This is a genomic window from Pseudomonas sp. CFBP 8772 (genome assembly GCF_014841665.1).
In the GTDB taxonomy this organism is placed as follows: Bacteria; Pseudomonadota; Gammaproteobacteria; order Pseudomonadales; family Pseudomonadaceae; genus Aquipseudomonas; species Aquipseudomonas graminis_B.
This window is the reverse complement of record NZ_JACYUI010000003.1, coordinates 525230-537351: the sequence shown is the minus strand read 5'-3', so window position 1 is coordinate 537351 and position 12122 is coordinate 525230. Positions and strand designations below refer to the sequence as shown.

Genomic DNA, 12122 nt, shown 5'->3' with positions numbered 1-12122 from the left:
AACTTCCGCCCTTGAATGCCACTCAAACAAGGACTCAGCTCATGCCACAAGTGACTCGTAGAGGCTCTCCGGTACAGATCAGCGGCGAACTGCCGACCGTCGGCAGCAAGGCGCCGGCCTTCAAACTGGTGGCGGCCGATCTGTCCGACGCAACCCTGGAAACCTTCGCCGGCAAGCGCAAGGTGCTGAACATCTTCCCGAGCGTCGACACCCCGACCTGCGCCACCTCCATCCGCACGTTCAATGCCCAGGCCAACGAGCTGAACAACGCCGTTGTGCTGTGCATCTCCGCCGACCTGCCGTTTGCCCAGGCGCGTTTCTGCGGCGCCGAAGGTCTGGAAAACGTGAAGAACCTGTCGACCATGCGCGGCGCGCAGTTCATGCAGGACTATGGCGTTGCCATCGCCGACGGGCCGATGGTGGGGCTGACCACCCGTGCTGTCGTGGTGCTGGACGAAAACGACACGGTGCTGCACAGCGAACTGGTACCGGAGATCGGCCAGGAGCCGAACTACGACGCGGCGCTGGCCGTATTGAAGTAAGCTGGCAAGCGGCGTATTGCCATCAGTCGACGGCATTACCCGGCAACATCCAGGCGGCCTGACACCCTCAGGCCGTTTTTTATGGGTACGTCAGCACCTTATTCCGAGTAAGCACTAGGTAAATTGCCGGTAAAGCCCCTTTGCCTTGCCGGACTCTATGCTTATTGTTCAGCCTCCCGAAGACGCTCACGCGCACACTGGTTGATTTATCCATGCAATTGTCTGGCCCCCGTAATTCCCGTCGCTGGCTGATAAGCCTGTTGGTTCTGTTGATCGTCGCTGGCCTGTGCTGGCGCTTCTGGCCGGGATCCGCGTCGCAACCGAACGCCACGGCGCAGAAAGGCGATCAGGCCCAGGCCAGCGCAAGCCGCAGCGGCGGCAACGGCAAGGCGGTGGCCAAGCGTCCCGGGTTCGGCGGCTCCACCGCCCCGGTACCGGTGCGGGTCGCAGTCGCGAACACCGGCGACTTCCCCATTTACTACAAAGCCCTTGGCACTGTGACCGCGCTGAACACGATCAACGTGCGCAGCCGCGTGGCAGGCGAATTGATGAAGATCAATTTCCAGGAAGGCCAGCAGGTCAAGGCCGGCGATTTGCTGGCGGTGATCGACCCGCGCAGCTACCAGATCGCGCTGCAACAGGCTGAAGGCACGCTGATGCAGAACCAGGCGCTGCTCAAGAATGCTCAACTCGACGTACAGCGTTATCGGGGCCTGTACAAAGAAGACAGCATCGCCAAGCAAACCCTGGACACCGCCGAATCCCTGGTCGGCCAGTACCAGGGGACGATCAAGACCAATCAGGCAGCCGTGGGCGACGCGAAGCTCAACCTGGAGTTCTCGCAGATCCGGGCGCCGATCTCGGGCCGCATCGGCCTGCGCCAGCTGGACGTCGGCAATCTGGTCGCTGCCAACGACACCACCGCCCTGGCGGTGATCACCCAGACCAAACCGATCACTGTCAACTTCACGCTTCCGGAAAAAGACCTCGCCGAGGTGCTGAGCCGTTACCGCAGCGGCGGCAAGTTGCCGGTCGAGGCGTGGGACCGTGGCGACCTGAAGCTCCAGGCCACCGGCGTGCTCGCCAGCATCGATAACCAGATCGACATCACCACCGGCACGTTGAAGTTCAAGGCGCGGTTTGATAACGACAACGAAGCGCTGTTCCCCAATCAGTTCGTGAACGCACGCCTGCTGGCCAATACCCTGAAAAACGTGGTGCTGGTGCCGTCGGCCGCGGTGCAGTTCGGCGTTAACGGCACCTTCGTGTACGTGATGGACGGCGACAAGACCGTGCGCATTCGCGCCCTCAAGACCGGGCCAAGCGACGAGAACGCCACGGTGATTACCGAAGGTCTGGCGGCCGGCGACCGTGTGGTGCTCGAAGGCACCGACCGCCTGAAAGACGGCAGTGCGGTGGACGTGGTCAACGACAGCAAGGACGTGCCGGCCTCGCCGGGTCAGCAGTTGCAGGGCAAGCCCTCGAAGGAGCCCGGTGAGTCAGCGGGTACCGAGACCGCGAAGAAAGGCAACGTATGAACCTGTCACGCCTGTTCATCCTCAGGCCGGTCGCCACCACGCTGAGCATGCTCGCCATCGTGCTGGCCGGTCTGATCGCGTACACGCTGCTGCCGGTGTCGGCGCTGCCGCAGGTGGATTACCCGACCATTCGGGTGATGACGCTGTACCCCGGCGCGAGTCCGCAAGTGATGACCAGTGCCGTGACCGCGCCCCTTGAGCGCCAGTTCGGGCAGATGCCGGGCCTGACCCAGATGGCCTCGACCAGTTCCGGCGGGGCCTCGGTCATCACCCTGCGTTTCAGCCTCGACATCAACATGGACGTCGCCGAGCAGGAGGTGCAGGCGGCTATCAACGGCGCGACCAACCTGCTGCCGAGCGACCTGCCGGCGCCCCCGACGTATAACAAGGTCAACCCGGCCGACACGCCGGTGCTGACCCTGGCCATTACGTCGAAAACCATGCTGCTGCCCAAACTCAATGATCTGGTCGACACGCGCATGGCGCAGAAGATCGCGCAGATCAGCGGGGTGGGCATGGTCACCATCGCCGGCGGCCAGCGTCAGGCGGTGCGGATCAAGGTCAACGCCGACGCACTGGCGGCCAACGGCCTGAACCTCGCGGACGTCCGGACGCTGGTCAGCGCCTCCAACGTCAACACGCCCAAGGGTAATTTCGACGGCCCGACGCGGGTGTCGATGCTCGACGCCAATGACCAGCTCAAATCCCCCGAGGAATACGCCAACCTGATTCTGGCGTACAACAACGGCGGCCCGCTGCGACTCAAGGACGTCGCCGAGATCGTCGACGGCGCCGAAAACGATCGCCTTGCCGCGTGGGCCAATGAGAACCGGGCCGTGCTGCTGAACATCCAGCGTCAGCCAGGCGCCAACGTGATCGACGTGGTCGACCGGATCAAGGCGCTGCTGCCCAGCATCACCGAGAATCTGCCCGCCGGGCTTGACGTCACCGTGCTCACCGACCGCACCCAGACCATTCGCGCGTCGGTCAGCGACGTGCAGCACGAGTTGATGATTTCCATCGTGCTGGTGGTGCTGGTGACCTTCCTGTTTCTGCGGCGCTTCAGCGCGACGATCATTCCCTCGGTGGCCGTGCCGCTGTCGCTGATCGGCACCTTCGGCGTGATGTACCTGGCCGGCTTTTCGGTCAACAACCTGACGTTGATGGCGATGACCATTGCCACCGGTTTCGTGGTCGATGACGCCATCGTCATGCTGGAGAATATTTCCCGGCACCTGGAGGAGGGCGAGACGCCGTTGCAGGCGGCGCTCAAGGGCGCCCGGCAGATTGGTTTCACGCTGATCTCGCTGACCATCTCACTGATTGCCGTGCTTATTCCGCTGCTGTTCATGGCCGATGTGGTCGGGCGGCTGTTCCGCGAGTTCGCCATCACCCTGGCCGTGGCGATCCTGATTTCCCTCGTCGTGTCCCTGACGCTGACGCCGATGATGTGCGCGCGCTTGCTCAAGCGTGAGCCGAAAGAAGAAGAGCAGGGCCGTTTTTACCGGGCCAGCGGCGCGTGGATCGACTGGCTGGTGGCCGCCTACGGGCGCAAGTTGCAGTGGGTGCTCAAGCATCAGCCGCTGACCCTGCTGGTCGCCATCGCCACCCTTGGAATCACGGTATTGCTGTATCTGGCCGTGCCCAAGGGCTTCTTTCCGGTGCAGGACACCGGTGTGATTCAGGGCATTTCCGAAGCGCCCCAGTCGGTGTCGTTCGCCTCCATGAGCCAGCGCCAGCAGGCCCTGGCGAAAATCATCCTGAAGGACCCTGCGGTCGCCAGTCTGTCGTCGTACATCGGCGTCGACGGTGACAATGCGACCCTCAACAGCGGTCGCATGCTGATCAACCTCAAACCCCACAGCGAGCGGGATGTGACGGCGTCCGAAGTGATCCAGCGCCTGCAGCCCGAAGTCGATCAGCTGTCGGACATCCGCCTGTTCATGCAGCCGGTGCAGGACCTCACCATCGAGGACCGGGTCAGCCGCACCCAGTACCAGTTCAGCATGTCCTCGCCGGACGCCGACCTGCTCAATCTGTGGAGCGGCAAACTGGTGGAGGCGCTGGCTCAGCGGCCGGAGTTGACCGATGTCGCCAGCGACTTGCAGGACAAGGGTCTGCAGGTGTTTCTCAACATCGACCGCGATGCCGCCAGTCGGCTGGGCGTGACCGTCGCCAACATCACCGACGCGCTGTATGACGCCTTCGGCCAGCGGCAGATTTCCACCATCTACACCCAGGCCAGCCAGTACCGGGTGGTGTTGCAGGCCGACTCGCGCAGTGAGCTGGGGCCCGAGGCGCTGGAACAGATTCACGTCAAGACCACCGACGGCGGGCAGGTCAAGCTGTCGAGCCTGGCCCGGGTCGAACAACGTCAGGCGCAGTTGGCGATTGCCCACATCGGCCAGTTTCCGGCGGTGATGATGTCGTTCAACCTGGCGCCGGGCGTCGCGCTGGGCAAGGCCGTGGAAGTCATCGAGCAGGTGCAGAAAGACATCGGCATGCCGATCGGCGTGCAGACGGAATTCCAGGGCGCAGCCGAAGCCTTCCAGGCCTCGCTGTCCAGCACGCTGCTGCTGGTGCTGGCGGCGGTGATCACCATGTACATCGTGCTGGGCGTGCTCTATGAGAGCTACATCCACCCGATCACCATTCTGTCGACCCTGCCGTCGGCGGCCATCGGTGCGCTGCTGGCGCTGATCCTCAGCGGCAATGACCTGGGCATGATCGCCATCATCGGCATCATCCTGCTGATCGGCATCGTCAAGAAGAACGCGATCATGATGATCGACTTCGCCCTCGACGCCGAACGCAACCGCGGCATCGACCCGGAGACCGCGATCTACGAAGCGGCCCTGCTGCGTTTCCGCCCGATTCTGATGACCACCCTGGCGGCACTGTTCGGTGCGATCCCGCTGATGTTCGCCTCAGGCTCCGGGGCCGAGCTGCGCCAGCCCCTGGGTCTGGTGATGGTCGGCGGCTTGCTGGTCAGCCAGGTCCTGACGCTGTTCACCACGCCGGTCATCTATTTGTACTTTGATCGGTTGGGGCGCCGGTTCCAGCGCAACGAGAAAACCGAGGTGGCGGTATGACCGGCCAGCTGCAAGCCTCAAGCTTCAAGCTGCAAGCTAGAAGCAGCCATACGCAGGCCGGGGCTTTTGCCTTCCCTTGCAGCTTGAAGCTTGCCGCTTGGAGCTCCCGCCCATGAATCTGTCCGGGCCCTTCATCAAACGCCCCGTAGCGACCATGCTCTTGAGCCTGGCAATCATGCTGCTGGGCGGGATGAGCTTCGGTCTGCTGCCAGTGTCGCCACTGCCGAACATGGATTTTCCGGTGATCGTGGTCAGCGCTTCGTTGCCCGGCGCCAGCCCGGAAATCATGGCGTCGAGCGTGGCGACGCCGCTGGAGCGCTCCCTCGGGGTGATCGCCGGGGTCAATACCATGAGCAGCCGATCGAGTCAGGGCTCGACGCGGATCATTCTGCAGTTCGACATGGACCGCGACATCAACGGTGCTGCCCGGGAAGTGCAGGCGGCCATCAATGCGTCGCGCAGCCTGCTGCCCAGCGGGATGCGCAGCATGCCGACCTACAAGAAGGTCAACCCGTCCCAGGCGCCGATCATGGTGCTGTCGCTGACCTCCGACGTGCTGGAGAAGGGCGAGCTGTACGACATGGCGTCGACGATCCTTTCCCAGAGCCTGTCCCAGGTGAACGGCGTCGGCGAAGTGCAGATCGGCGGCAGCTCGCTGCCCGCCGTGCGCGTGGAGCTGGAGCCCAAGCTGCTGTCCCAGTACGGCGTGTCGCTGGACGAAGTGCGCACGACCATTTCCAATTCCAATGTGCGCCGCCCGAAAGGCTCGGTGGAGAACAGCGAGCACAACTGGCAGGTGCAGGCCAACGACCAGCTGGAGAAGGCCAAGGATTACGAATCGCTGATCATCCATTACGCCAACGGCGCGGCGTTGCGGCTCAAAGATGTGGCCAAGGTCAAGGATTCGGTGGAAGACCGCTACAACAGCGGCTTCTTCAATGACAAGGCCGCCGTGCTGCTGGTGATCAACCGCCAGGCCGGCGCCAACATCATCGAAACCGTGGCGGCGATCAAGGCGCAGTTGCCAGCGTTGCAGGCCGTGCTGCCCGCCAGCGTCAAGCTCGACCTGGCCATGGACCGCTCGCCGGTGATCAAGGCCACCCTGCACGAAGCCGAAATGACCCTGCTGATCGCCGTGGTGCTGGTGATTCTGGTGGTGTTCCTGTTTCTCGGGAATTTCCGTGCCTCGCTGATCCCGACCCTGGCCGTGCCGGTGTCGCTGGTGGGCACCTTCGCGATCATGTACCTGTACGGGTTCTCGCTGAACAACCTGTCGCTGATGGCGCTGATTCTCGCCACCGGCCTGGTGGTCGACGATGCCATCGTGGTGCTGGAGAACATTTCCCGGCACATCGACGACGGCGTGCCCCCCATGGAGGCGGCTTATCTCGGCGCCAGGGAAGTCGGCTTTACGCTGCTGTCGATGAACGTGTCGCTGGTGGCGGTGTTCATCTCGATCCTGTTCATGGGCGGGCTGGTGGAGAGTCTGTTCCGCGAGTTTTCCATCACATTGTCGGTGTCCATCGTCGTTTCCCTGGTGGTTTCGCTGACCCTGACGCCGATGCTGTGCGCGCGCTGGCTCAAGCCCCATGTGCCGGGCTCGGAAAACCGCCTGCAGCGCTGGAGTCAGCGGGTCAACGACCGCATGGTTGCCGGTTATGACCGCAGCCTGCGCTGGGTGCTCCGCCATCGGCGCCTGACCCTGCTGACGCTGCTGCTGACCATCGTCGGCAACATCGCCCTGTACGTCGTGGTGCCCAAGACCTTCCTGCCGCAGCAGGACACCGGCCAATTGATGGGGTTTGTAAGGGGGGATGACGGCCTGTCGTTTTCCGTGATGCAGCCGAAGATGGACACGTTTCGCTCGGCGATCCTCAAGGACCCGGCCGTGGAGAGTGTCGCGGGCTTCATTGGCGGCAACGGCGGCACCGGCAACGCGTTCATCATCGTGCGCCTGAAGCCGATCAAGGAACGCAACATCGGCGCCATGGAAGTGGTCGAGCGGCTGCGCAAGGAAATGCCGCTGGTGCCGGGCGGGCGCCTGTTCCTCCAGCCGGATCAGGACCTGCAACTGGGCGGCGGCCGCGAGCAGACCACCTCGCAATATCAGTACATCCTGCAAAGTGGCGACCTGGAAACCCTGCGCCTTTGGTATCCGAAGGTCGTCGCGGCACTGAAGTCGCTCAAGGAGCTGACTGCCATCGACGCTAACGATGGCGGCGGCACCCAGCAGGTGACGCTGATCGTCGACCGCGATGCGGCCAAGCGCCTGGGCATCGACATGAACATGGTCACCACCGTGTTGAACAACGCCTACAGCCAGCGTCAGGTGTCGACCATCTATGACCCGTTGAACCAGTATCAGGTGGTCATGGAGGTCAACCCGAAATACGCCCTCGACCCGACCACCCTGGAGCAGGTCCAGGTGATCACTGCCGACGGCGCGCGGGTGCCGCTGTCGACCATTGCCCGTTACGAGCGCAGTCTGGAAGACGACCGCGTCAGCCACGACGGACAGTTCGCCTCGGAAAACATCTCCTTTGACCTGTCCGACGGCGTCACCCTCGACCAGGCCAACGCCGCCATCGAGCGCGCCGTCGCGGCGGTGGGCCTACCCGAGGACGTGATCGCCAAGATGGCCGGGACCTCCGACGCTTTCGCCGCCACCCAGAAGAGCCAGCCGTGGATGATCCTTGGCGCGCTGGTGGCGGTGTACCTGGTGCTGGGCATTCTCTACGAAAGCTACATCCACCCACTGACCATTCTGTCGACGCTGCCCTCGGCGGGGGTCGGGGCGTTGTTGAGCATCTACCTCACCGGTGGGCAGTTCAGCCTGATCTCTTTGTTGGGGCTGTTCCTGCTGATCGGCGTGGTGAAAAAGAACGCGATTCTGATGATCGACCTCGCCCTGCAGCTTGAGCGCCAGGGCGGCATGACCCCGGTGGAATCCATTCGCAACGCCTGCCTGCAGCGCCTGCGACCGATCCTGATGACCACGCTGGCGGCGATTCTCGGCGCCGTGCCGTTGCTGCTGAGCAGCGCCGAAGGGGCGGAAATGCGTCGGCCACTGGGCCTGACCATCATCGGCGGCCTGATCCTCAGCCAAATCCTCACGCTGTACACCACGCCCGTGGTTTACCTTTATCTCGACCGTCTGCGCCATCGTTTCAACCAATGGCGCGGTGTGCAGACGGATGCTGCCCTGGACACTCCGCTATGAACGACTCGATGAAAGCGCCTGGCCCACAGCGGACGTTGCCGTTTCACAGGACCTTCGGCGTTGCCTTGTGCGCGCTGCTGCTCAGTGCCTGCGCCGTCGGCCCGGATTACAAGACCCCGGAGATGCCGACCCCGGCGCACTTCAAGCAGGCCGAGGGCTGGACCCAGGCCAACCCAAGTGATGCGATAGCGCGCGGCGCGTGGTGGGAAATTTATGGCGACGCCCAGCTCAACGTCCTGGTCGAGAAGCTCAACACGTCCAACCAGACCGTGGCGCAATACGAGGCGCAGTACCGGCAGGCTGCGGCACTGGTGCGCAGTGCGCGGGGTGCGTTTTTCCCGACGCTGGACCTGACCACCAGCAAGAACCGCTCGAGCCAGGGCACCGGCAGCAGCAGTTCCAGCCTGAGCAGTTCCAGCAGCGGCATTCGCGACACCTACAACGCGCAACTGGGCGTGAGCTGGGAGGCCGACGTGTGGGGCAAGTTGCGCCGCGGGCTGGAAGCCGATAAGGCCAGCGCCCAGGCCAGCCTCGCCGACCTGGCGTCGATGCGCCTGAGCCTGCAATCGCAGCTGGTGCAGAACTACCTGCAACTGCGGGTGATCGATGAGCAGAAGCGTTTGCTCGAAGCGACCGTCGACGCCTATCAGCGCTCGCTGACCATGACCCAGAACCAGTACCGCGCCGGGATTTCCGGCCGCGATGCCACGGCCCAGGCGCAGACGCAACTCAAGAGCACCCAGGCCGACCTGATCGACCTGCAATGGCAGCGCGCCCAGTTCGAAAACGCGATTGCCGTGCTGATGGGGCAGGCGCCGGCGGACTTCAGCCTCGCGGCGACCACCTCGATTCCGGCGGTGCCGCAGATTCCGGCGCAGCTGCCGTCGCAATTGCTCGAACGCCGCCCGGACATCGCCGCAGCCGAGCGATCGGTGATGACCGCCAACGCCAATATCGGCGTGGCCAAGGCCGCGTATTACCCGGACCTGACCCTGAGCATGAGCGGCGGCTACAGCAGCAGCACCGTCAGCAACTGGATTTCCCTGCCCAACCGCTTCTGGTCGGTCGGCCCGCAATTGGCGATGACCCTCTTCGACGGTGGCCAGCGTGCGGCCGAAGTGGACCGCACCGAAGCGGTCTACGACCAGACCGTCGCCCAGTACCGCCAGACCGTGCTCGACGGCTTCAAGGAAGTCGAAGACTACATGGCCCAGTTGCGCGTTTATGAGCAGGAATCCGGGGTGCGCGACGAGGCGCTGCAATCGGCGCGCGACTCCCTGCGCCTGACCAACAACCAGTACAAGGCCGGGCTGATCGGCTACCTGGACGTGGTCAACGTGCAGACCACCGCACTGAGCAACGAACGCAGTGTGCTGAATGTGCTGGAAAGCCGGTTGGTTGCCAGCGCCCAATTGATCGCGGCATTGGGCGGCGGTTGGGACGCTGCCACCGGGCTGAAAGCGGGCGCCGAAGTCTCCGACCGCTGATGTGAATTAAATAGCGATGTGCCACCTTCGCAACGGAGTGACGGGACTTTCACAGGAATTTCGGTACAATCGCGGCCGAATTGATCAGGGCTGAAAGGCCGCACTCCGTTGAGCCAAGAGCCAGCCATGTTGATCGGCCATTACACCAATTCGCTGGTTCTGATTTCAGTCCTCGTAGCGATTCTCGCGTCTTACACGACCCTTGATCTGGCCGGGCGCATTGCGTCGGCCCGCGGTCGGGCGAGGATGCTGTGGGTGTGCGGCGGCGCGCTCTCCATGGGCATCGGCATCTGGTCGATGCACTTCATCGGCATGCTTGCGTTCACGCTGCCCATCGAGCTGGCGTACGACATACCGCTGACACTGCTCTCGTTGCTGATGACCATTTTCTCCTCGGGTTTTGCCTTGTGGCTGGTCAGTCACGACCGCGTCCCGTTGTCGAATATGCTGTTCGGCGCACTGGTCATGGGCCTGGGCAGCTGCGCCATGCATTACACCGGCATGGCGGCGATGCGCATGCAGCCGGGCATAGACTACGACCCCACCTTGTTCGGGTTGTCGTTGGTCATTGCCGTCACCGCGTCCGCCGTCGCGCTGAGCATCGCCGTGCGGCTGCGCAAGGAAACCCCTTACGTTCGCCTGGCACGCGGGGGCGCGGCGGTGGTCATGGGGTTTGCGATCCTGGGCATGCACTACACCGCCATGACCGCCGCCAACTTTCCACAGGGCAGTTTCTGCGGCGCGCTTTCCAATGGCCTGCGCACCGACGGTCTGGACAAGGTGGTCCTGGTCACCAGTCTGGCGGTGCTGGGCATCACCTTGCTGACGTCGGTGCTGGACGCGCGCATGGCGGCGCGTACCGCCCAACTGTCACTGTCGTTGAAAGAGGCCAACCGCGAGCTCACGCAACTGGCCCTGCACGACAACCTGACCGGGCTCCCCAACCGCATGTTGCTGGCCGATCGTATCGATCAGGCCATGCGCAAGGTCGATGCCCAGGGCGGCATGTTCGCCCTGATGTTTCTGGATCTGGATGGCTTCAAACCGGTGAACGATGCGTTCGGCCATCACGTCGGCGACCAGCTCTTGCGGGCCGTGGCCTTCCGATTGCGCGAGAACTTCCATCGCCATGACACCCTGGCGCGCATCGGCGGCGATGAATTCGTGTTGCTGGTCGAACTCGACGATGGCGAAGAGGCGGTCAGCGTGGCGTCGCGTCAGGTCTCGCTGGTGAACCAGCCGTTCAGCGTGCAGGAACACGATCTGCAGGTGACAGTGAGCATCGGCATCAGCCTGTACCCGGGGAACGGCCGAACCCAGCAGGAATTGCTGATGAACGCCGACGCCGCGATGTACCACGCCAAGAACGCCGGCAAGAACGGCTACAGCTTCTTCGACGCGTCGATGAACACCAATGCGCGCAACAAGCTGCAGTTGCAGCAGGACCTGCGCCTTGCGCTGCGTGACGGGCAATTCTGCCTGCATTACCAGCCCAAGTTCAGCACAAGCTCCCACCGGCCGGTCGGTGCCGAAGCACTGTTGCGCTGGAACCATCCGCAGCTCGGGCTGCTGATGCCGGATACCTTCATCGGTCTGGCGGAAAAAACCGGCTTGATCATTCCGGTCGGCGAATGGGTAATGAGCGAGGCCTGCCGGCAGATGAAGTGCTGGTACGACGCCGGCAACACTGACTGGCGCGTTGCCGTGAACCTGTCGGCATTGCAATTCAGCCATGTCGGGCTGATCGAAGCCGTCGCGGATGCATTGACGACCCACGGGCTGCCGGCCAACTGCCTGACCCTGGAAATCACCGAAACCACCGCCATGAGCGATGCCGACGCGAGCATGACCGTGCTGCGCAAGCTCTCGGACATGGACGTGGACCTGTCCATCGACGACTTCGGCACCGGCTACTCCAGCCTGATGTACCTCAAACGCCTGCCGGCCAACGAATTGAAAATCGACCGCGGTTTCGTGCGCGACCTGGAGCCCGACAGCGACGATGCGGCCATCGTGTCGGCGATCGTTGCGCTGGGTCAGGCGCTGAACCTGCGCATCGTTGCCGAAGGGGTCGAGACCGCCAGCCAACAGAGTTTCCTGACGCGGCTGGGCTGCGACGCGTTGCAGGGCAACCTGCTGGGTTCTCCATTGCCGGCCGAGGGTTTCATGGCTGACATTGAAGCTGCCCGGCGTCGTGTCCGCGAAATCACCGATTGAGTGTTAACACCCACCCCACCTCCACG

At 63.4% G+C, this 12122-nt stretch carries 6 protein-coding genes; all 6 read left to right on the top strand.

The genetic code is table 11. From position 1 onward, the window contains the following. The first annotated feature begins 41 nt into the window (after positions 1 to 41). The 6 genes from tpx (at position 42) to IFT99_RS09145 (ending at position 12096) form a co-directional block, all read left to right on the top strand. Complete coding sequence (gene tpx, locus IFT99_RS09170; RefSeq protein ID WP_192131756.1) at positions 42 to 542, top strand: thiol peroxidase; 501 nt, start codon at positions 42 to 44, stop codon at positions 540 to 542. A 197-nt stretch (positions 543 to 739) separates the two neighbouring features. Beyond that, positions 740 to 2080, top strand: coding sequence for an MdtA/MuxA family multidrug efflux RND transporter periplasmic adaptor subunit (locus IFT99_RS09165; RefSeq protein WP_192131994.1), 1341 nt, complete (start codon positions 740 to 742; stop codon positions 2078 to 2080). Further along, positions 2077 to 5172, top strand: coding sequence for an MdtB/MuxB family multidrug efflux RND transporter permease subunit (locus tag IFT99_RS09160; protein ID WP_192131754.1), 3096 nt, complete (start codon positions 2077 to 2079; stop codon positions 5170 to 5172). Before IFT99_RS09165 ends, IFT99_RS09160 begins: the two co-directional genes overlap by 4 nt. Positions 5173 to 5284: 112 nt before the next feature. After that, the gene (locus tag IFT99_RS09155; protein WP_192131752.1) at positions 5285 to 8392 is read left to right on the top strand and encodes an efflux RND transporter permease subunit; all 3108 of its coding nucleotides are present in this window, start codon (positions 5285 to 5287) and stop codon (positions 8390 to 8392) included. Positions 8393 to 8400: 8 nt separating this feature from the next. Continuing rightward, positions 8401 to 9879 carry an efflux transporter outer membrane subunit gene (locus IFT99_RS09150; RefSeq protein WP_192131992.1) on the top strand — a complete coding sequence of 493 codons (1479 nt, stop codon included), beginning with the start codon at positions 8401 to 8403 and terminating at the stop codon, positions 9877 to 9879. Positions 9880 to 10005: 126 nt separating this feature from the next. After that, entirely contained in the window at positions 10006 to 12096 is a 2091-nt protein-coding gene (locus tag IFT99_RS09145) for a putative bifunctional diguanylate cyclase/phosphodiesterase (protein WP_192131750.1), read from the top strand. Positions 12097 to 12122 lie beyond the last annotated feature (26 nt).